The 22,240-nt window shown below is 40.4% G+C and carries 19 protein-coding genes and 2 pseudogenes; 15 read left to right on the top strand and 6 right to left on the bottom strand.

Annotated features, from left to right (window positions below; all coding sequences use genetic code 11):
• Nucleotides 1-85: 85 nt before the first annotated feature.
• The 9 genes and pseudogenes from ACZ1G6_RS12800 (at nucleotide 86) to ACZ1G6_RS12760 (ending at nucleotide 8,673) form a co-directional block, all read left to right on the top strand.
• Nucleotides 86-1,411: an amidohydrolase gene (locus tag ACZ1G6_RS12800; protein ID WP_472616634.1), complete on the top strand. Its 1,326-nt coding sequence runs from the start codon at nucleotides 86-88 to the stop codon at nucleotides 1,409-1,411.
• Between the two features lie 106 nt (nucleotides 1,412-1,517).
• Nucleotides 1,518-2,004, top strand: a pseudogene (gene purE, locus ACZ1G6_RS12795) (5-(carboxyamino)imidazole ribonucleotide mutase).
• Nucleotides 2,004-3,146 (top strand): 5-(carboxyamino)imidazole ribonucleotide synthase, encoded by a 1,143-nt coding sequence (locus tag ACZ1G6_RS12790; RefSeq protein WP_472616633.1) that lies wholly within the window; start codon nucleotides 2,004-2,006, stop codon nucleotides 3,144-3,146. Before purE ends, ACZ1G6_RS12790 begins: the two are co-directional and overlap by 1 nt.
• Before the next feature lie 428 nt (nucleotides 3,147-3,574).
• Nucleotides 3,575-3,988 carry a phosphate ABC transporter substrate-binding protein gene (locus tag ACZ1G6_RS12785; protein ID WP_472616632.1) on the top strand — a complete coding sequence of 138 codons (414 nt, stop codon included), beginning with the start codon at nucleotides 3,575-3,577 and terminating at the stop codon, nucleotides 3,986-3,988.
• Nucleotides 3,989-3,998: 10 nt separating this feature from the next.
• The gene (locus ACZ1G6_RS12780) at nucleotides 3,999-5,150 is read left to right on the top strand and encodes a topoisomerase IV (protein WP_472616631.1); all 1,152 of its coding nucleotides are present in this window, start codon (nucleotides 3,999-4,001) and stop codon (nucleotides 5,148-5,150) included.
• A 102-nt stretch (nucleotides 5,151-5,252) separates the two neighbouring features.
• Nucleotides 5,253-6,272, top strand: a complete 1,020-nt coding sequence (locus tag ACZ1G6_RS12775; RefSeq protein ID WP_472616630.1) for a hypothetical protein — start codon at nucleotides 5,253-5,255, stop codon at nucleotides 6,270-6,272.
• A gap of 241 nt (nucleotides 6,273-6,513) precedes the next feature.
• Nucleotides 6,514-6,990: a copper chaperone PCu(A)C gene (locus ACZ1G6_RS12770; RefSeq protein WP_472616629.1), complete on the top strand. Its 477-nt coding sequence runs from the start codon at nucleotides 6,514-6,516 to the stop codon at nucleotides 6,988-6,990.
• 65 nt (nucleotides 6,991-7,055) lie between these two features.
• A pseudogene (locus ACZ1G6_RS12765) lies at nucleotides 7,056-7,525 on the top strand (Dps family protein).
• A 14-nt stretch (nucleotides 7,526-7,539) separates the two neighbouring features.
• Complete coding sequence (locus ACZ1G6_RS12760) at nucleotides 7,540-8,673, top strand: PQQ-dependent sugar dehydrogenase (protein WP_472616628.1); 1,134 nt, start codon at nucleotides 7,540-7,542, stop codon at nucleotides 8,671-8,673.
• A 40-nt stretch (nucleotides 8,674-8,713) separates the two neighbouring features.
• Here the strand turns inward: ACZ1G6_RS12760 and ACZ1G6_RS12755 are convergent, their stop codons facing one another.
• Nucleotides 8,714-9,028: an Mpo1-like protein gene (locus tag ACZ1G6_RS12755; protein WP_472616627.1), complete on the bottom strand. Its 315-nt coding sequence runs from the start codon at nucleotides 9,026-9,028 to the stop codon at nucleotides 8,714-8,716.
• A 162-nt stretch (nucleotides 9,029-9,190) separates the two neighbouring features.
• On the opposite strand from ACZ1G6_RS12755, the gene ACZ1G6_RS12750 reads away from it, so the two are divergent.
• The 4 genes from ACZ1G6_RS12750 (at nucleotide 9,191) to ACZ1G6_RS12735 (ending at nucleotide 13,447) form a co-directional block, all read left to right on the top strand.
• Nucleotides 9,191-10,099 (top strand): tetratricopeptide repeat protein, encoded by a 909-nt coding sequence (locus ACZ1G6_RS12750; RefSeq protein WP_472616626.1) that lies wholly within the window; start codon nucleotides 9,191-9,193, stop codon nucleotides 10,097-10,099.
• A gap of 129 nt (nucleotides 10,100-10,228) precedes the next feature.
• Nucleotides 10,229-11,527: an adenylosuccinate synthase gene (locus ACZ1G6_RS12745; protein ID WP_472616625.1), complete on the top strand. Its 1,299-nt coding sequence runs from the start codon at nucleotides 10,229-10,231 to the stop codon at nucleotides 11,525-11,527.
• 29 nt (nucleotides 11,528-11,556) lie between these two features.
• Nucleotides 11,557-12,987: an aldehyde dehydrogenase family protein gene (locus ACZ1G6_RS12740; protein WP_472616624.1), complete on the top strand. Its 1,431-nt coding sequence runs from the start codon at nucleotides 11,557-11,559 to the stop codon at nucleotides 12,985-12,987.
• Between the two features lie 40 nt (nucleotides 12,988-13,027).
• Nucleotides 13,028-13,447 (top strand): VOC family protein, encoded by a 420-nt coding sequence (locus ACZ1G6_RS12735; protein WP_472616623.1) that lies wholly within the window; start codon nucleotides 13,028-13,030, stop codon nucleotides 13,445-13,447.
• 176 nt (nucleotides 13,448-13,623) lie between these two features.
• Here ACZ1G6_RS12735 and ACZ1G6_RS12730 read toward each other — a convergent pair whose 3' ends face one another.
• Nucleotides 13,624-14,886, bottom strand: a complete 1,263-nt coding sequence (locus tag ACZ1G6_RS12730) for an NAD(P)-binding protein (RefSeq protein WP_472616622.1) — start codon at nucleotides 14,884-14,886, stop codon at nucleotides 13,624-13,626.
• 147 nt (nucleotides 14,887-15,033) lie between these two features.
• Here ACZ1G6_RS12730 and ACZ1G6_RS12725 point away from each other — a divergent pair, with 147 nt between their 5' ends.
• Nucleotides 15,034-15,726, top strand: a complete 693-nt coding sequence (locus ACZ1G6_RS12725; protein WP_472616621.1) for an esterase/lipase family protein — start codon at nucleotides 15,034-15,036, stop codon at nucleotides 15,724-15,726.
• Here ACZ1G6_RS12725 and ACZ1G6_RS12720 read toward each other — a convergent pair.
• The 4 genes from ACZ1G6_RS12720 to ACZ1G6_RS12705 all read right to left on the bottom strand — a co-directional run bounded on the left by ACZ1G6_RS12720 (nucleotide 15,723) and on the right by ACZ1G6_RS12705 (nucleotide 21,024).
• Nucleotides 15,723-17,093 carry a Na+/H+ antiporter NhaC family protein gene (locus ACZ1G6_RS12720; protein WP_472616620.1) on the bottom strand — a complete coding sequence of 457 codons (1,371 nt, stop codon included), beginning with the start codon at nucleotides 17,091-17,093 and terminating at the stop codon, nucleotides 15,723-15,725. The two genes, ACZ1G6_RS12725 and ACZ1G6_RS12720, sit on opposite strands and share 4 nt — an antisense overlap.
• Before the next feature lie 17 nt (nucleotides 17,094-17,110).
• On the bottom strand, nucleotides 17,111-17,788 hold the full coding sequence (locus tag ACZ1G6_RS12715) for a serine hydrolase (protein WP_472616619.1): 678 nt from the start codon (nucleotides 17,786-17,788) through the stop codon (nucleotides 17,111-17,113).
• Nucleotides 17,748-19,589, bottom strand: coding sequence for a serine hydrolase (locus ACZ1G6_RS12710; protein WP_472616618.1), 1,842 nt, complete (start codon nucleotides 19,587-19,589; stop codon nucleotides 17,748-17,750). The genes ACZ1G6_RS12715 and ACZ1G6_RS12710 overlap by 41 nt, the downstream gene beginning before the upstream one ends.
• 76 nt (nucleotides 19,590-19,665) lie before the next feature.
• Nucleotides 19,666-21,024 (bottom strand): M14 family zinc carboxypeptidase, encoded by a 1,359-nt coding sequence (locus ACZ1G6_RS12705; RefSeq protein WP_472616617.1) that lies wholly within the window; start codon nucleotides 21,022-21,024, stop codon nucleotides 19,666-19,668.
• Nucleotides 21,025-21,157: 133 nt separating this feature from the next.
• On the opposite strand from ACZ1G6_RS12705, the gene alr reads away from it, so the two are divergent.
• On the top strand, nucleotides 21,158-22,240 hold the full coding sequence (alr, locus tag ACZ1G6_RS12700; RefSeq protein ID WP_472616616.1) for an alanine racemase: 1,083 nt from the start codon (nucleotides 21,158-21,160) through the stop codon (nucleotides 22,238-22,240).

Here is a 22,240-nt window from a genome sequence, read left to right as displayed (position 1 = left end):
ACCCATCCTTTTTACTAGAACACTTAACACTTCAAAGGCCTAAGCATGACCAACTTCAATATGCTAGGTATGATAAGGAACGCTAATGAACATCTCGACAAAAGGCTTGTTATTCGCCATATCATTTAGTTTTGGCGCATTTTGTTATTCGCCATCTATTCAAGCGGATAGCATTCAAGAAGCAGTAGAACAAAAAGCGGCTTCAATAGAGAGCCAAGTAATTAAATGGAGGCATCACCTTCATCAATATCCTGAATTATCAAATAGAGAATTCGAAACGGCTAAATACATTGAAAAGATTGTAAGAGATTTAGGACTTGAAGTTCAAACCGGTGTTGCAATAACCGGAGTCGTCGCAGTTTTGGATTCAGGCAGACTAGGACCAACGGTGGCATTAAGAGCAGACATGGACGGTTTACCAGTTAAAGAGGAAAACGATTTACCCTATAAGTCTGTGCAATATGGTGAACTAGAGGGCAATCGAGTACCAGTGATGCATGCTTGTGGTCACGATACTCATGTTGCGATGTTGTTGGGTGCCGCGACGATCCTTACACAGATGAAGGACCAACTCCACGGTAAAGTAAAATTCATTTTTCAACCTGCCGAAGAGGGGGCGCCTGCTGGTGAAAGCGGAGGCGCCGAAATGATGGTGAAAGAAGGAGTGCTAAAAAATCCCGAAGTTGATGTTATATTTGGCTTGCACATTAGCTCTAACACCGATATTGGTAAAGTAAGATATCGTCATGGCGGGATAATGGCTGCAGTTGATCCGTTTAAGATTGTAGTCAAAGGAAAGCAAGCTCACGGTGCTTATCCATGGAAAAGTGTCGACCCTATTACCACATCAGCTCAAATTATCATGGCCTTACAAACTGTCGTTAGTCGTGAAATAAAAGTGATTGACGATGCTGCGGTTGTTACTATCGGATCCATTCATGGAGGTAATCGGTCTAACATTATTCCTTCTGAAGTTACCATGGTAGGTACAATAAGAACGCTTAATGAGGATGCTAGAGCGCATATGTACGAGGCGATACCACGCAAAGTAAAAGGTATTGCAGACAGTATGAGGGCTGAAGCAGAAGTCATCTTGCCTTTGGATTATAATTATCCGATTACATTTAATGACCATGACTTAATGGATGAGGTGTTGCCTACGCTAGTTAGAACAGCCGGACAAGAAAATGTCATCAACTCAAAAGCAGTCACGGGTGCTGAAGATTTTTCGTTCTTTCAACAAGAAGTCCCCGGCGTATATTTATGGGTGGGAGGCAAACCGCTTGATGTAGCTGAAAAAGATGCACCAGCCCATCACACTCCCGAGTTTTATGTTGATGACAAAGGTATGAATTTAGGGGTAAAACTAATGACGAATTTAACCCTCGATTACATGCACAACAACAAATAAAACACTGCATCATTCAAAAGGTCGCTCTTTTTATTCGCTTAGCGTATAATCTGCGACCTTTTTTAATTATTGGGCTTTGATAGTCATAATAAAAGTGAGATAGATAATGACACAAGTAGCAATTGTTATGGGTTCGCAATCTGATTGGCCTACGATGCAAAAAGCAGCACAAATGCTTAAAGACCTTGGCGTGTCATTTAAAGCGCAAGTCGTATCTGCGCATAGAACGCCAGAGTTACTGGTAGATTTTTCAAAAACTGCGCACATCGAAGGTTACCAAGTGATTATCGCCGGTGCCGGTGGCGCTGCGCACCTGCTAAGGCATGATTGCCGCCCATACCCACTTGCCAGTGTTTGGGTGTCCTGTTCGCTCTAGTCAATTATCAGGGCTTGATTCGTTATTATCAATTGTGCAAATGCCAAAAGGCGTAGCCGTGGGTACGCTGGCTATTGGCGAAGCGGGTGCTGCTAATGCAGGTCTATTAGCCGCTCAAGTGATCGCACTTAGTGATGAAATAGTGCGCTCGAAGATCATTGAATTTAGGCAAACCCAAACCCAAACAGTGCTCGATAACCAAACATTGGAATTGTAATGAAAGTACTAGTGTTAGGTTCAGGCCAATTAGCCCAAATGATGTATTTGGCGGCAGCACCCCTAGGAGTCGATGTGATGGCCGTCGATGTAACAGATGACTGTGTCGTTCATCCAATTAGCAAATTGCCTTATGATTTCGATGTGGATTTTGCGATTGCTGATGCCAATGCCATTACGGTCGAATTTGAACATATTCCTGAGCCATTGTTGGCAAAGGCGCAAGCCAGCCAAAAGTTGTTTCCAAATATTAATGCGATTTTAGCAGGTGCTGATCGCGTAAGAGAGAAGCTTTTGTTGGATAAGGTTGGCGTCAAAAATTGCCAATACGAAGTGATCAGTACTATTGACGACCTTGCCGGTATTACAGATCGCTTAGGCGAAAAAATTATTTTTAAGGCCAGCCGTGACGGATATGACGGATATGGGCAGTGGCGGTTGAGTAATGCATCAGAGCTTGAGAGCCTAAGTCGTTTGTTCGCTGACCTTGATTTGATTAATGTTCCATTAATTGCCGAGCGCATGTGCGACTTTGAAAGAGAAATATCAGTTGTTGGCGCACGCGATATACACGGCAATATCCGTTGTTTTAGTATCGCGCAAAACGCTCACCATGAAGGACAATTACATGTATCTATTGCACCTGCACCGAATGTCGATCAGGCATTAAGCGAACAAGCAATAAGCATTTTTACCAAGATAGCTCAAGGCTTAGATTATGTTGGCGTATTAGCAGTTGAACTATTTCAACAAGATGGCGATTTACTGGTAAATGAGATTGCACCGCGGGTTCATAACTCTGGGCATTGGACGCAAAAAGGTAGCAGTACATGTCAATTTGAACAACACATAAGGGCAGTATTAGGCTTCCCGCTTGGCGACACATCCACCCGCGTGGTCACAGCTATGATCAACATTATTGGTTGCACAAGTTTTAGTCGAGATTTGATCAGTATTAATGGTTGTCATTTGCATTGGTACGGAAAAACACTGCGCAAAAAGCGTAAAATGGGCCATATCAATATGGTTGCGTCGTCTTTTGAAGAGCTTGGTCAAAAATTGAGCCAGCTTCAAGATTACCTTCCCGAAGAGTCTTTTCCACTGTTAAATGGCGAAGCAAAAAAGCTAAAACAAATTGGCTAATGCATAAGAATGCCAATTTGCATTTTGGTGCCCCTGCAGTAGACGTATCGCTTGCGGAATGACGCAAGTTTCCTGTACTTTCGTTTAAAAATTATACTAAAATAAGCGCGCTATTGTTACAATGGCGTGCTTTTAGCATTTTGGATTTCTCTTTTTGCTGGTCAGATCAGAGGCTGCGCACCACTATTATTTGACATTTAAGTGGTAGGATGAGATCCTTGCTCGTTAGATTTTCGTGTCAAGCGGCATAAAGATTACATTTTTGTATGAAAGTATGAAAGTATGAACGGATATACCCATTTGGATATATAAATAGGTATTATCTTCGCCCAACACAAATTGTAAAAGGTGCAAATAGTAATTTTGTCCAAGGACAAATGTTACGAAATGCGCCTTAACGGTAAATATCATTCGAGGAAACGATCAACATGAAACGTATTTTTGGCGCTACAATTGTGGGTGCCTTACTAAGTTTTCAAGCATTGGCAGATGTTGTAGTTGTAGTTAGTCCATACAACGAAGCAGCAGTGTCATCGCAACAAGTTAAACGTATTTTCTTAGGAAAAGAAAATCAATTTTCAAACGGCGTAGCGGCTACTCCAGTTAACCAAATTGCGGACACAAGTGTGCGCGGTGAGTTTGACAAAGACGTGCTTGGTAGAAGCACCGCTCAGGTAGCAGCGAACTGGTCGAAGTTAGTATTTACAGGAAGAGGGCAGATGCCTCAAGAAGTAACTACAGACGCGGAAGTGATTGAGCTTATCAAAAATGATAGCAGTGTAATCGCTTATATTGATGCTTCATCAGTAACTGATGACGTTAAAGTCGTTAACTTGGATTAAGGAATTTACCATGAAAAGATTATTATTAGCGACCGCGATGACTGCAGCTCTAGCGAGCACAGCAAACGCCGAAGTTCGCATAAATGGTTTTGCCAACCTAATTGGCGGTGTTACTAGTAGCGACGAAAGTCTTTACGGATATGACGAGAATATTAATTTTGGTCAAGAAAGTTTGTTTGCATTGCAAGCAAGTGGCGATATTAATGAAAGAATGACAGCCACAGTGCAGATTCTTGCACGTGGTCAAAATGACTATGACGTTGATTTTGAATGGGCCTATTTGACCTATCAAGCGACGAATAAAACGTCTGTTTCCGCTGGGCGATTCCGCGTACCATTGTTCAGATTCTCTGATTCTTTGGACGTTGGTTATTCACACCATTGGGTAGCTGCTCCACGAAATGTATACGAAGTACCGTTTAACAACCTTGATGGTTTCCGTGTAGATTACTCTGACTTTGTTGGTGATTGGGAGTTTACACTTGGTGCTGCGGCCGGAACATTTGAAAATGATGTTTCTGGTGGTGTGATTCAAGGCGATAACACAGCAATTGTGAATGCCGAAATATCTAACGATTGGTTTAGTATTCGTGGTGTTTATGGTGTAGCTGAATCTACCTTCAACCAGCCTTTACTTGATGCTAGCTTGGCACAAATCGCAGGCGCAGGTGCTCCGTTTGGAGAACAAGCACTTGCAGCAACACAAGGCTATGCTGATTTTCTGGCGATTTCAGAAGACTCATCGACGTTTGCTGGTGTCGGGATAGAAATTGACCGCTTCACTTGGTTTGTTAGCGGCGAGTATACTGAAATTGAAATTGAAGACTCATATACGCCAACTGACGAAGCAATGTATGTAACCGCTGGACTTCGTTTGGGTAAATGGACGCCTTCATTTACTTATGAAAATTTTGAAGGTGACGTTCAAAAAGGATTAGAAGAGCTTGCTGCCTTACCGGGTCCGCTTGCTGCTGGTCTTAGAGGTCCATCTGATCAGATTTACAATATTTTTGCATTAAACTATGAAGTGAACACGTTTACCGTGCGTTATGACTTAGATGCGAACGTAGCATTAAAAGCAGATGTGAGTAAATACACAGATGTGCTTAATGATGATGAAGAATCTACTCTTGTAAGATTTGCAATTAATTACGTTTTTTAAGCAAAGCAAAATACCTGACAAGCCCACATCTTTGTGGGCTTTTTTGCCTAATTTTAGGTGACGGGATCATAAAAACACGAATATTAGGATAATGTAGATACTATGGAAAATGTGTATCGGCATGCTGGGAAAATAGTAATAGGGGCGATTTCGCTACTTATTATCATTGCGACTTTTTTCTTTATTCAGGCATTGCAAACAACGACACCCGAGCAAGACTATGTTCAAACATTGATTGCAGAAAACAAGGCGCTTTCTGCTGAATCTGCGGTGTTTGAAGAGAAGGTGGCAGAGTTTGAGACGCAAATAGCTCAGTTAAAAGCATCGGGCACGGAGCAAAGCGCGGTAGCGCCGAGTGAAACAGTAATACAACAGTGTGAGACGCCAGAACCAAGTCAAGAAATGGCTGGTTTGCAAACGCGTTTAATTCAGACTCAAAACGAGCAAATCGCCTGTACCGCTAAACTGGCCGATAATGTTTCTGAACTTGAGGAACTGCGCTCAACAATTACTAACTTGCAGAGTGAAACAAATCAAATATCAACGCAGGACAATTCAGAACAAATTAGTGCATTACAAGCTCAATTACTTGAAGCGCAAGAGCAAAATGCTCGTTTGTTAGAAGGTGCATCTGATGATCAGAACGACGCATTAGAAACGCAACTAGCAGAAGCTACACAAGAGAATGAATCGCTTATCGCCAGGATAGCGGAGCTTGAAACTCTAATCCCTGATGCTACGACGCAAACTGACGAGAGCGTCGCTTCATTGCAAGCTCAGATTGAACAGTTGAGCTCGGATAATGCGCAGTTGCTTGCTCGTTTGAGCGAGGTTGAAGCGCAAAATGAAGAGTTAGGAGAAAGTTCAATTGGTTCAGGTCCATTGCGTATAGTAAACTTTGAAGCGAATGCGAACTATTGTAGTACTGAATTTCTGGGCGAAGAAATATGTGTCAGTACAATAGATATTGTCGCGACATTTAACTTCAACCCTAATGGCTTTATGAGTTTGCGATTAGTAGGTCCTGATGGAAATACTATTGACAGACAATCGCTCGCCGGACGCACTATAAATGAAGTAACCTTTGAATTAAGTGAAGAGGAACCTTCATTTCATAGGTGAATATATAGTTGAATTTAAAATTGATGACGTATTTAATAGTTTTAGCGCAAGCGAGAACTTTACTATCAATCAACCATAGCCATATAACACGCCCAAAAGATAATCTGGGCGTGTACATCTCTCTTTTTAATCATCAAAATTAACATGCTCTATTGCTTGAAGCGCTTCAGGTTTATCCCCATAATCTAATACCAACCATCAGTATTTGAACTACACTCTACACATTAATTGGAGAAATATTGTGTTTAATCGAATTGTTATCATGTTTGCTGTTTGTATTATGGCTTTTAATTTATCAGCAGCTCAGTCAAACGAAAAGGAAACAGAAGCAACAATGGCGTCATATGCAAGCATTGATGGGGCATGGGCTAGAGCTACGTTTGCGTTGGCAAAGGCAGGCGCTGCTTATATGAATTTAGGTAACACTGGTCAACAAGATATTGTTGTGACACGAGTAATGGTTGATACATCAATTGCGTCAATGGCCCAGCTTCATCATACCGTTATGGAAAATGACATGATGAGCATGCAAGAACTCGAAGAGGGCGTAGTTATCAAAGCAGGCGATACGGTTTCATTTTCGCCTTATGGCAAACATATCATGTTAATGGGTTTAACAGGCCCGTTAGAAGCAGGCAACGAAATCGAAATTGAGTTGATATTTTCGGATGATTCACGTCTTAAGCAAGTATTTAATATTCGTGATGTAAGTCAATAAACGAGTGATCGATATTATATACACGCCCACTTTTACATCCCTTTAACTAAGTAAAGAGTTTAACTATGAATAAAATTGATATTGGTATAAATGAACAAGACAGGATCGCTATTGCACAGGGCCTAAAAAGACTCCTAGCTGACTCTTATACTTTGTACTTACAAACTCACAATTTTCATTGGAATGTTACCGGTCCTCAATTCAGAGAATTGCATTTAATGTTTGAAGAGCATTACACAGAACTTGCCACTGCAGTAGATGATGTAGCTGAACGAATCAGAACATTAGGGGTAGCAGCCCACAGGCACATATAGATCTTTTGCTCAGCTAAGCAGTATTAAAGAAACAGATGGCGTGCCCGAAGCTAAAGAGATGGTCAATATTTTATTACAAGGTCATGAAGCAGTTGTTAAGACCTGTCGTAGTGTATTAAAAGTAGCTCAGCAAGCCGATGATGAGTCAACTGCTTCTTTAGTTGGTGACAGAATGGTGGTTCACGAGAAAACAGCCATGGATGTTGCGCGCAACCTTATAGAACTTGGAGAAAATATGAAAACCAGTACTAAATTTACACTTTTTGCAAGTTCACTTGCCTTGAGTTTATCATTTATGAGCCACGCTGATGGGCATGGCGAACATAGTGGTAAGGACTATATTGTAACGGAAGTTGCTAGTGGGCTTAAAAATCCTTGGGGAATAGCCTTTTTACCAAATGGAGATGCGTTAATTACTGAACGTGCAGGTGGTTTAAGACGTTTATCACAAGACGGCGAGTTGTCGCCTGAAATAAGCGGTTTACCTTCAGCAAAAGTGAGTGGGCAAGGCGGTATGTTGGGTTTAGCGATTCATCCTGATTTTGCAAATAACCAGTTAGTTTACGTGTGCCTGAATATCGAAGGTGAAGGCGGTAGTGGCTCAGAAGTTCACGCAGGTACGCTTAAAGGGAACGAATTGGTTGACGTTAAGCCCGTATTTATTGCTTTACCGAAAGTAGAGCCTAGTTTCCATTTTGGTTGCAGAATTACCTTTGACGAATCTGAGCATATGTTTGTATCTCTAGGGGATAGAGGCGGGTTTAGAGAAAAGTCCCAAGAATTAACTGGTCACTTTGGCAAGGTTGTTCGATTATTGCCAGACGGAAGTATTCCTACAGATAACCCGTTTGTGGGTAAAGAAGGCGATGATGATGTATTCACTTATGGTCACCGAAATGTTCAAGGTATGACGATGCATCCTGAAACAGGCGAAATATGGACGCACGAGCATGGGCCAAAAGGCGGGGATGAAGTGAACATACTTGCCTCTGGAAACAATTACGGATGGCCTACTATCAGCTATGGCATAAACTATGATAATTCTGTATTCACTGACAAAACGCAAATGGAAGGAATGGAACAGCCCCTTACTTATTGGGATCCTTCTATTGCACCTAGCGGGATGACCTTTTATACCGGTAGTATGTTTAAACAGTGGCAAGGTGATTTGTTGATAGGGTCTTTAAAATTCCAACATCTTCGACGCTTAGAGCTTGATGAAAACAATCAAGTTGTTGCACAACATGAGATGCTCAAAGAAGAAAAAGGGCGCATCAGAGATGTTGTACAAGGTCCAGATGGCAGTATCTATGTGCTTACTGATTCGACAGATGGCCGTGTTTTGAAAGTGACCGCTAAGAAGTCATAATATTAAACAAAGCCCATTAAGGGTAATACTTAATGGGCTTTTATTCTTTAATTTTAATCTTACCTGTTAATATATCTTTAAACATAACCCAGTCGCCCATAAAGCTATAAAAAGGGTAGGTAAATGTCGCTGGTTTGTTATGTTCATAAAAGAAGTGCCCTACCCAAGCAAAACCATAACCAATTACCGGGATGAACCACAGCCAAATGTATGTGTGACTTATCAAGCAATAAGCGATAAGCGCTAAAATAAGTGCTGAACCAATAAAGTGCAACAAACGGCATGTTGGATTTTGATGCTCGCTTAGGTAATAGGGATAAAACGCTTTAAAGCTTGTGTACTTTTGTTCAGTCATTTTTTGCACCTGCCATTATAAATATAGTAAAGTTTATGAAGTAAACTTCATCTGTCCATAGTAGCAAGCTCCTAAATCGTATGCCAGATCCAGTTGATAATTCTCAAATTGCCCATACTTTTTATTACATAACCGAATAAATTACATAAGTGCCAATATACAATGAATAATCAAACACCTCCGCAAGTCCCTTTGGCGTCTTCACCACAAGAGGCCCTAGCACCAAGCAACAACGAGCTTGCCTTAAACCTTGAAAACTTTAGGTCTGTGGTTGTGGATGAATCCGCGAAACGTCTACTAGTAGTATATTTTTATGCGCCTTGGGATGAAGCATCCATGGCTCAACTTCCTATTATTCAGAACTTCGTTTCGGCCTATCCCAATGCGATGTTACTCGCCACAGTCAATTGCGATGAGCAACAAGAAATTGTTGGTCAGTTTGGTGTCAGAAACTTACCTACCACCATGTTGATTAAAGATGGACAACCTATTGACGGCTTTACAGGGTCTCAAGATGAGCAACAATTACAACAAACGTTTTCAGCTTATTTACCTAAGCCAGAGCAAGAACTTTATCAACAAGCTTTAGTCGCTATATCTGAAGCGGACTACCAAAATGCTTTTACCTTATTGAAACAAGCCCATGATATTGTTGATAACGATCCCCAAATCAATATTGCTTTTGCAGATGCTAGTCTTGAAGTAGGTAACATAGAGCTTGCAAAAGCAACAATTGCAAAGGTCGGCTTGGCCGATCAACATGCTGATTACCATGCGGTAGTCGGTAAAATCGAATTGGCCGAAAAAGCATCAGAATCGCCAGAACTTATTGAACTACAGGAAAAGCATGCCAAAAACCCTGATGACTTTGATATTAAAATTGAGCTTGCGATACAGTTACAACAAGCTCATAAATCTGAAGAAGCTCTTAGCTTGTTATTTGCGGTGATTACTAAAGATATCAACTATAAAGACGCTAAGAAGATAATGTTGGATATGATCAATGCTTTAGCGGATGGCGATCCCTTAAAATCAACCTTTAGGCGCAAAGTTTATAGCTTGTTATATTAATATTTGTTTGTTTTTCGAATCTCAATATACCTTATTAGCAAAAAATTAAATAACTCGGTCTATTTTGTGGTCAACAAGCGCGACTTTTTTTGCTAAACTCGCGCTTTAATTCACAAACAGTTTGTATTCATGGCTAAAAATGTAGTTGTGCTAGGCACCCAGTGGGGTGACGAAGGCAAAGGTAAAGTTGTTGACTTGTTAACCGAGCAAGTTTCTTATGTAGTCCGATATCAAGGGGGCCACAATGCGGGTCATACCTTGGTTATTGATGGTGAAAAAACCGTCCTTCATTTAATCCCCTCTGGCATATTGCGCGAAAATGTCACTTGCGTAATTGGCAATGGCGTTGTCCTTAGCCCCGAAGCTTTGTTGACAGAAATGAAGATGCTCGAAGAGCGCGGTGTACCAGTAAAAGAGCGCCTTAAAATTAGTGAAGCTTGTCCACTTATTCTTCCTTTTCATATTGAATTAGATGTCGCCAGAGAACTTGCTAGAGGCAACAAAGCAATTGGCACAACAGGGCGTGGAATAGGACCAGCTTACGAGGACAAAGTATCTCGAAGAGGCTTACGCGTCGGCGATTTATTTAACGCCACGGATTTTGCAGCAAAACTAAAAGAAATTATGCAATATCATAATTTCATGTTGACTGAATATTACAAAGCAAGTCCTTTGGACTATGAAACGGTTTTAAAACAAGCGCTAGAAGTTGCTGATTTGCTTAAATCCATGACAGTGGATGTTACTGATCTTCTTGAAACTGCTCGATTAAATGGCGATACCATTATGTTTGAAGGTGCACAAGGCACCTTATTAGACATCGATCATGGAACTTATCCATATGTAACTTCATCTAATACAACAGTAGGTGGTGTGGCGACAGGCGCTGGTTTTGGGCCTCTTAATATCGATTATGTATTAGGTATTGTTAAAGCATATACAACTAGAGTAGGTTCTGGACCATTCCCAACTGAATTAGACTGTGATGTTGGCCAACATCTTGGTGTTAAAGGTCATGAGTTTGGAGCGACAACCGGACGCAAGCGTCGCACCGGTTGGTTTGATGCTGTAGCCATAAAACGTGCTGTACAGCTAAATTCAATTACAGGTTTTTGCTTAACAAAGCTGGACGTGCTTGATGGTTTGGAATCGCTGAATATTTGTGTTGGGTATAAAGATGCACAAGGTAATATTAGTTCAGTGCCACCTCTTGCAGCAGAAGGCTATGAATTAGTCACACCTGTTTATGAAGAGATGTCTGGTTGGAGTGACAACACGTTTGGTGTGACTTCACTTGATGATCTTCCACCTGCAGCGCTTGCGTATATAAAGCGCATTGAAGAAATAACGGGTGTACCTGTTGATATTATTTCAACTGGCCCCGATAGAGCACATACGATGGTACTTCGAGACCCTTATTCGGTGTAATAGGCAGACCACATTACAAAAGGCATGTTATGACACAAAATAGCGCATCAATAGTAAGTTTGCCAAGTCATTCTAGTTTGCATACAGCCGAAGGCATAAAGCAAACTAAAGAGAAGCTCGATGACTATTTTGCGTCAGGCGCGACACGCTCAATTGCTTGGCGAAAACGTCAATTAAATGCATTTTTGACTCTTTTAGAAAAAGAGGAAGCGTCAATAGCGAATGCTTTGATGCAAGATCTTAATAAATCCGCCGAAGAAGCATTTACGACAGAAATTGGCTATCTTATTAAAGATGTCAAATATCTATTAAAAAATGTAGATAAGTGGGTCAAACCAAATAGAAAGTCAACGCCACTTATTGCCTTTCCCGGACGCAGTTATACCATCGCTGAACCTTTAGGTACGTGCTTGGTGATAGGAGCATGGAATTATCCATTCCAGTTAGCGCTAAGCCCAATGTTGGCTGCAATTTGCGCGGGTAATTGCGTTATTGTCAAACCGTCGGAGTTATCAGAAGCAACCTCAGCACTGATCGCAAAGCTCTTGCCGCAGTATCTTGATATGAACGCGATTGCGGTAGTTCAAGGCGGGAAAGAACCAACAGGCGATTTATTAGAATTACCCTTTGATAAGATTTTTTATACTGGTGGCGAGCATGTCGGTAAAATCGTGATGCATGCTGCGGCAAAACATTTAACTCCTGTTACGCTTGAGTTAGGTGGAAAAAGCCCGTGCATCATAGATAAAAGCGCTAATCTTAATACATCAATTAGTAGAATAGTATGGGGTAAATTTATGAATGTAGGTCAAACCTGCATCGCCCCCGATTATTTATTAGTACATCATAGTAACCTAGATAACGTGGTTGCGGCCTTAAAAAAGACAATTGTTAAACAATACAAAAAGAATACACAGAAAAATCGCTTTTATGGCCGTGTAATTAATCAACGTCATTGTCAACGTTTAGTGGATTATCTTGATGGGCAAAACGTTGTTGTCGGCGGGCAACATGACATAGCGGCTCGTTATTTGGCGCCAACTGTCGTAGTCAACCCTGATATAGATAGTGCTTTGATGAGCGAAGAGATTTTTGGTCCGATTTTACCCATTATTACCTTCACAGATACGAATGATATGTTGCAATTTATCCAGCAACGCCCGAAACCACTCGCCGCATATTTGTTTGCACAAGATCAAAGCCTTCAACAAAATGTTGTCGATACTATTAGCGCAGGATCGATTTGTATCAATGACACTAGCATGTTTATGTTAAATCCAGAACTTCCGTTTGGTGGAGTGGGCACCAGTGGAATGGGTAACTATCATGGAAAGTATGGATTTGATTCGTTCTCTCACTATAAGTCTGTACTTGCACGCAGTTTTAGTTTTGAAAACTCGTTGCGATATATGCCATTTAACAAGCTAAAGTCTTGGGTCATTAGGCAGTTTTTAAAATAGATAGTTACTTTTAGAAGTAGCTTTTAAAAAAGGATATTCTATGTTGCGCCCCTTTCATCTTGCTATTCCTGTCAATGATTTAGTAAAGGCAAAGCATTTTTACGCACAAATCATTGGTTGCGAACAAGGGCGAAGCAGTGCGCATTGGATAGACTGGAACTTTTATGGACACCAATTAGTGACTCATTTGGTCGCGCAAATGCCAGATAAAATCATGCCCAATGAGGTCGATAACAAAGCCGTACCCCTACCTCATTTCGGTTTGGTGCTTGAAAAAGCACATTGGCACGAGTTGGCAAACACGCTTACACTTAACGATGTAAGGTTTGAAATAGCGCCTTACATTCGGTTTGAAGGTCAAGCTGGGGAGCAGGGGACGTTCTTTGTATATGACCCAGCTGGGAACGCGCTAGAGTTTAAATATTTTAATGAGCTTAGTAGTTTGTTTGCTACTGACTAAAATTCGTATCATTACGTACTTATTCTTGCCGGTATGCCTTTAACTTTGTGATGGCAGGTTTGGCTGCTTTTCTCATGCGATTGAGGATTTTAAGCTTACTTATTTCATAAAATTTGACGCTTCTGACTAACTTGGTAAATCCATCTAAGCGATGAGACACTAACCATTCCTTTATGCTAAGGCTCTTTGGACCAAAAGAATTGATTCATCATATTTCGATAGGTCATATCAATCCAATCATCAACTGTATTTGGTAATGGAACTACTTTACTTAATTGATTTTTTTTATGTACATCTGCATATTTCACTTCTAGATGCGCAATAAAGGCTGCACTAAAGGTTGGTTGATAGGCTCTTACAGTTTGAATAGTAATTAACTTATCTTCAAAAACAGGTTTAATGTTAAGCTCAGTTATTGCACTTGCCGTACAATCTACATATAAACTATGTGGGCGCGGTAAATATTCACCTTCTGTCAAACTAACTTTTTCAGTTGTGATGTTCTTTACTCTGCCCTTTCTAACAATATTTTTAACTGTTTTAAGTAGTGCAAGTTCAGCTTTAGATATGGTTGCGCCATGAAACATTTCTGGTTCAATATTGGTATCAATGCGCATCATCACGCCACTGCTTTCAAGGCGTAAAAACAAATCTTGTTTTGATGTTGAATTTGCAATGGCTTCCATCTGGTTAGCTTGAGATTGAGCAAACGGTATGAAAAACTCGGGACTTGGTTGAATGTTTGCTCTATCAAGAAGCCAAGCGTCTCGCGGCATGTACCACGTAATATTATCAGCGTTAACGCCGTTTTGGATCATCCATAATATGCTATCAATAGCTGTTTTACCGCCACCTAAAACGCTGATATGTTTATAGTCATTGGGGGCTTTGGTGAGTATTGTCGGTAAGTCGTTTGGGGGCACTAGGGTTATGCTTTGCTCCATCGTAAACTTAGGAGTATGTGTCGATGGAACGGCTGTTTTATAATAGGTCGCATCTACTCTTTTTTTGTCGTAACGAACTGAAAACTCTTTACCACTAACTAGATGCTTGACTTTGCCTTTTCCTAAATACTCGCACATGGGAAAGTATTGTACTCTGCCACTAGGTAAAATAGTTTCACGCATAACATTATCAAAATACGCTTGTACTTCAGCACCTGAGGCAAGTTCATTGAGACCTTTGTTTAGACCTACTTTGTCGATGCAACCATTACTTAACTCTTTTGAATTGACCCCATAAAAGCTCGATGGTTGATGCAAAGTGACAAATGAATAGACGTCATTCCAATGACCACCGGGCTTATGATGTTTATCAACAATGATAACGCTATGGTTTGATTCACTTAATAAAGTATCAACAAAGGCTAAACCACTAGCACCTGCTCCAACCACTAAATAATCGGCTTCACAATCTGAATATACTTGATTAGTTGTCACTTAATAACCCAATTTACCTTGTAGTGTTAATCTCGCCTACCGTTGATTAGGATTCGCGTACAGATATTGCCTGTACGAAAGTACTATGTAAAAGTAGCCGATATGTAAATATTGTTAATATCATATTAACAATCGAGTGAATTTACTATGAAAATGTCAATTAAGCACGGTCTTATTGGTTTCTTATGTTTTTTTTCAAGCGTAGCATTTGCTTGTAAAGATACTGTTGTATTAGTGCACGGTAACGCGGCTTCTCCCTCTAGCTGGAATAACACGATCAATCGACTATTGAACAATGGGTATAGTAATAACGACATTATTACTCCAGATTGGGGAAGTAAGTCCTGTGCAGCTTGTAATAATCATAGTGGATTTGAAGAAACTCCTGTAAGACAAGCGATTACGACCGCGTTGGCACGTTCATGCACAGGCAAAATTGATGTTATAGGCCACTCTATGGGAGTGACCTTGGCCATTCAACAGATTAATAAATTAAACGTCGCTAACCGTGTCGACACGTTTGTAGGCATTGCTGGTGCACTTCGAAGTTTACGAACGTGCGGTTACTATCCGTTTAATGTGCCGTCTTCAACTTGTGGTCGATATGGTTTATCAATCAATAGCCCTTTGTTAAACAGTTTGAACGGCGTTGCGATAGCCGCCAAAGTGTATAGTATCAAAAGCAATTTTGACCAAATAGTATGCGCGACAGGCACATGTAATATAAATGGTGTACATACTTCGCGTATATGGAATGAGCTTTCAAGCTTTACGTATTCTTTGGGACACTTTGGCTTGCAAAGCCAAACTTCATCAGCTCAGTTCCAATTAATAAACTAGATCAATACTGCACTTAATAATATATAAACTGTGATTGTTACTGCGCCCACAGCAAGGGCGTAGGGCAGCTGTGTTTTGACATGCTCTAGTAAATCACAACCGGCGGCCAATGATGATACGGCGGTCGTATCTGAGATTGGAGAGCAATGATCACCAAATATGCCGCCACCAAGAATAGCCGCTAACACAAATTCAGGCGGGATTCCTAGTGACTGTGCCAACGGCATACCAATGGGGATTAAAATGGCAAATGTACCCCATGATGTACCAGTAGTGAATGAAATAACCCCACCTGCAATAAACAACATGGGTACTACAAGTATAATAGGTAAGTAAGCGCCTACTACATTCGAAACAAATGCCCCGGTCCCCAATAATTTTAGGCTTGCACCTAAGCTTATTGATAAAAGCACTATTGTGACCAAAGGTAAGAGTTCACTCATACCTGAGAAGCCAAGTTTTACGGCTCCTTGATGGTTAACTTGCTTGCTCATAACAACTAAGGCGTAAGCAACTATGCATGCCAAAAATGTTGCATACAACACCGAGCGGCTACCACTACCTTGAGTGATGTTACCTTCACCGGTATAAAACATAAAGGCAAACATACCAACAATCATTATTATGAGTGGGATAAGCATGAACCTTGCTTTAGTTGGTTGGCTTACATCGATATCGGTATCGATACGCTTTAATTTCTCTTCGGCTTGCTTCATCGGGCCAAACGTTTTATCTGACCAAATGGTGTAAGCAACAACAACAAGCGTAAGCCAAGCATATATGTTATATGGCAACGTATTCCACAGAATAACGACAGGGTTTTGGGGTAAATCATATGCGCTTATAAGGCCTAAAACATACGCTCCCCAACCATTAAGTAATATTAAAATGCATACCGGTGCACATGTAGAGTCAATAATATAAGCAAGTCTTGCGCGGCTCATTTTGAATTTATCAAATAAACCACGTGCCATTATACCAGAGGTTAACACGCTAAGATTAGATTCAATAAATATTGCCAGTCCTGTGAGCATTGTGATCCCACCAGCTCGCTTTTTAGTTGTAACTACCCCAGATGATACTAATTTATTAACTAAGGCGGCCACACCGCCTGAATCTCTCATAAAAGCGATTAATGCTCCTACTAAGAGGCTAAATAATATTATTCTAGCGCTGCTACCAGAGCCCAATGTACTGATAATTCGTTCAATAGTATTCACCGGAGCGAGCAACAAGCTGTCCTGTGCAAACAGCAATAACAGTAATTCGGAACATACGATGGCAAGTAAAAGCGCTAAAATAACTTCTTTTTTCCAAAGAACAACAAGTATTGCAACTAAAGGGGGAAATATTGTGAGCCAATCCAAGTTAGTCTCCTAGCGAGTTAATTATATTTTTCAGTATTTCCAGAGAGCACGGCTTCATAAACCATCGATGCAATGTCCCCATATTGAGCACTTTTAAAGGTGTCACCAGAAAAAACTACTTGCCCATTTGACGATGTAATAAATGGAGAGTGTTTTTTGTTAGTAAGGTAAATAACGATAAGATTGATTTGAGGATCAATCAACACTGCTGAACCCGTCCAAGCAGAGTGGCCAAAGGCGTTAGTTCCAGCATAGTCACCAAACAACCATGTACTTTGCTCGCTTGGGACCCGCCAAGCAAGTGCAAAATTACGCTCTGGCGAGTCTACTGAAGTAAAGCTACGCACGACTTCCCTTGAAAGAAGGTTACTTTCCCCATAGGCGCCGTTATTTAAAACAAGTTGAGACAATACCGCTAAAGAATGGGCATCAGAGAATAGTCCAGCGTGCCCAGAAATTTGCTCCATTGCATAAAACGCTTTTTCATCGTGAACCTCTCCTTGAATAACATCCTGTCGAATGTTGTCAAAATTGATAGACTGGTTTCGTGTGTTCCCGCTTATTTCTGTCGCTGCGATTTGCATTTTATCGATGCCTGCTTCCAAGGGTTTATATAGTATATGGCTAAGCCCAACAGGCGCGTAGATATTTTGTTCAAGATATTTCGCTAAGGCTTTTTGTTGAAATCCTTTCAACTAACAAACCCAAAAGCATAAAGTTTGTATCACTATATAGTTCTATTTCATTTGGCGCATACTTTGGGTTAACGCCATTGAGTAATAGAAACTCAGTTAATTCTTTATCTTGAGAAAAATAGGCTTCGCCATATTCATTGTCAGGCCTGTGGAACTGTATTTCAGGCAACAAACCTGAGCGATGACCCAATAGCTCCCTTGTAGTAACTAGGCCTAAGTTACTAGCGACTAACTCATCAAAATACCGTGAAAGAGGAGCGTCTAGATTGAGTTGGTCTTGGCTCACAAGGTGTTGAATTGCCATGGAGGTACCAAACACCTTGCTAAGGGAAGCGATGTCAAATAGCGTATCTTTAGTTATAGGTGTAGGCAATGGAAGCTCATTTCCTAATGCGTCATATCTAAGTGCATAGCCATAACTTGAATCTTTGATTATTTCTCCATTGTGTGCCACAAGTAAGCGAGCGCCAGTGAAGCCATTGGTGATATCTTGATTAATTGAATCATCGATGGCAGCAAAGTCATAGGAAGCAGCAGTAGTTGTTTGTTGTAACTCAGGAAAAGGAATAGAAATTGAAATAAAAGGTTCCTGTTGGTCACGAACAGTTGAATCGTCAACCACCATATTATTTACCGATATAATATTTGTACCCTTTATAACCCGCCTACTAATATTAAAGGTTTCACTCGTTTCGTTTTCAAAGGTGTCCCCAAGGTTTATGGGTTGTTGATTAATAAGTACTTGGGCACTCTTAATTCCAGAGTGACTTAGTGTCAAGCTTGTTGAGCTTGGCATCGCAAGAAACGGATGAGATTGTTCAGTTTGACTTGGCGTAAAAACCAAGTGTAGTTGCGTGTCTTTTCGCTGCTTATTGTCATCAATTTGGCCTTGTTGACTAAAGAAGCGGCTTAGTAAATTATCGTGAGCATCTGGGAAATATTTTTGTAAAAGCGAAAATAAAGCAGATAAGGTATTTACGTCAGGTTTATAGTTGATTTGTTGAGGTAGAAAATGGGCTTGAAATGCGCCTATTACATCTTGAGTTTGGCGGTCTAACTTTCCCGTAATATTAATCGGATAACCGTATGCCTTAAATGCTTCTTGAACTAGGCCGATAGTAGGAGCAGATTGTGAAAAGTACTCTAAGTGTCTCAGCAAATCTTCTTGCTCATACCAAGCGCCAATACCTGCATCATAAAGCTTTTTCCATGGAAACATTGGACCTGGATCATATTTACGAGAGGGGGCGACATCTGAGTGACCAATGACAGCTGTTGGAGATATATCCGGATGACGAGCTAATATTCCTTTTAGTAAATCAATTAATAAGACAACTTGCTCATCTTCAAATTCAACAAAAGTACATTTAGGTCGTGGTTTAAGAAAACCTGCTTGCGTGTCAGGTTCGACACAGGTCGGCTGATTGACTATCTCAATGCCAATAGAAGTATCGTTGAGGCCATCACGACCTTGCCAATGACTTACGCCTGCATGCCAAGCTCGCTCGTTCTCATCGACTAACTGAAGCACTTTTAAAGTAGAAAACGGATATGTTGGATCGTTTTTAGATGGCACAAGATAGTGCGAGCTTACTCCTCCGCCTTCATTAACCAAAAATCCAATAGAATCCTCATAATTAACTGCAGTGTAATGCATAATTAAAGATTTAACTCTAAAGCTAGAGTTGTTTGATTTGAGCTGATAATACGAATGAGTGCAACTTGATATGACAAGTATGACTAAACCAAGCAAGGACAGACGATAGACGCTATTTAATAGTACAAAATACGATGATGGCATTCGTTGTTTCTTATGATGAAAAGTAAAAAAAGTGATCGTGAATGTGAATATAGCACAACGACTGATAGGTTTAATCTCATTTAGTCTTTAATGAGATTAATTGACCATTTGCTACTGCGCATACAATTTTATTTTTGTCCGGACCGGTTTCCTTAGCTAATAAAAAATTGGCTTGACTACCTAGCAGCATTTCATTTTTTCCATGTGAGTATTCACTAACAAGTATAGTAGGGTAGTTAGTTTTAATCACTAAACTTTCGGTTGGGTCATAAAAATATAAATAACCATCCTTGATTAATTGTATATATTTATTGGTAGTGAGTATTAACTTATTTTTTATGTGAAGTGTTTTTGCTTTTACAAAATATAAATCATCACATGCTTGTTCATTGATACCAGCCAGTTTTCCGGTGTCGCCAATACTAGTTACAACATATTCGTCGATATTAGGATTAGTTTGTTTAATTGCAATATTTGCTTGATATGGAGTCTTGTCGATAAAATTTAGATTCACCAATAATAAATCGCATAAACCTTCTTCAATATTTTCAGGTAATGCGAAATACTGTTCAATGGCTTGCTCATTATGGACAAAGTTATCAAGTGAGTAGGGCATATTTCTACGGCATATGACACTCATCATGTGTAATATTGCTTTTTTGTTCATGGCCCTTGCGATTTGTCTGTTTGGATCGCGTTTGTGGAAGCCTGATTCGATAAGAATAGTGCTAATACCCATACCAGAAAGTTTATCGCCAAATGAACGATTACAAAATGTATCGTCATAGCGAGCCACTTTATTTGGTATATCTTGAGTCAAAGCTTCAGCCATATTAGCAATAAGTGCCATGGCAATGCTTCGAGTAGTATCGATATGTTTAGTTACTTCAAATGCAGGTGCTAAAAAAGCAATAGTCGATGGATTTTTGGTTTCGCCACATTGGAAATACCGATATTGGTCATGCAAGTTTAGGGCTATATCAGGCTTCAAATCTTGAATTAGTTTGTCTAAAATACACCCTTCTGGGCTTTGCAAAGCCCATGCATCTCTATTAATATCAATACCTTGGGCATTAACTCTTGTATTATAATGAGCTCCATCAGGATTCAGTATTGGCAGTATATGAATGGTGAAGCTATCAGACCAATTTTGTAAAGCCAAAGGCAGCTCATGTGGTGAAAGCAGCGAATCAATAATATCAAATACACTTGCACTTGCTGTTGGTTCGTTACCATGCATTTGTGTCCATGCAAAAATAACTAATGGCCCATTGCCTATACTTACTAACCTTATTGACCTGCCTTCAAAGGACTCACCAACAATGCGTACCGTAGCATTGTTATCTTGTTGTAAGGTGTCAAGTAAAGGTGAGGTTAGTTTAGCGTCGATATGTGGTTTGTTTAGGGTATCAAGTAACTGGGTGATTGAAGACATGGCGCCCTTGGATTTTATTTTTTCTAAAGTTTACGCAATCGTCATTCAGATGCAATGAATTGGATGAAAATCAGTTTGGACTAGCATACACTTATGCCAAGCGAACCGAAATAACCATAAGTGACAAATTATAGTGCCTCGACATACACATCTTCGTATAAATACGTCAGCAATCTTGCGTAATTATGATTTACTTTGTGCATTTGCTTCTTCTAGCAAAATTGTTGCAATAGTAAAAGCGGACGCGTATGGACATGGTGCAATTGAAGTCGCAAAGTTACTCGAGAACAAAGCGCCTATGTTAGGAGTTGCTTTTCTCAGTGAAGCAATCGAGTTGCGAGACGCTGGAATCACTACACCTATATTAGTGTTGCAAGGTGCTCACACATCTAGTGACTATGAAAAAGGTGAAGACTTAAATATTACTTGGATGATGCATAGTGATTGGCAACTACAAGCGTATTCAGTGCATTTAAAGCGCGGTAATCATACTAGTCGAATGTGGATAAAATTTGACACTGGAATGCATCGTTTAGGCTTTGATATTGCCAGAATCAAAGACATACTGCACAAATCATCCTCTTTGTTTAATCAAGATACCGTCGTAGTGACGCATCTAGCTTGTGCAGATGAACCGGAGCAAGCACATGCCAATCGCCAAATACAAGAGTTTTTATCGCTGACAAAAGCATTTAACTTACCACTGTGTATTGCTAACTCTGCCAGTCATATTCGATTTGATAGATCTAGACAAGACTTTGTACGAATTGGCATCGCTTTATTTGGCGCGACACCTTTTCAAGCACAAGATAATCCAATTGAATTGTCTTGTGTTGGTTCCTTAGAATCTACGATTATTGCTATACGGAAAATACCAAAAGGTGATTCTGTTGGATATGGTGCAACTTGGATTGCCCCACGGGAGTCAATTATTGCTACTGTGGCAATGGGATATGGCGATGGTTACCCAAGACACGCGCCAACCGGGACGCCTGCTCTTTGCAAAGGGCAACGCATAATGCTTGTAGGTAGAGTATCAATGGATATGTTGACCTTTGATGTGAGCGATGTAGAAGGCGTAAATATTGGTGATAAAGTTGAGTTATGGGGTGAGGGCTTACCTATTAATGAGGTTGCAGATCACATCGGTACGATCGCTTATGAATTAATGACGCGTATTTCTGCGCGTGTCCCTCGCATATATACAAAAGGTTAA

It is taken from the genome of Glaciecola sp. HA4-3, from assembly GCF_055693685.1.
This window is presented reverse-complemented; position numbering and strand designations above follow the sequence as displayed.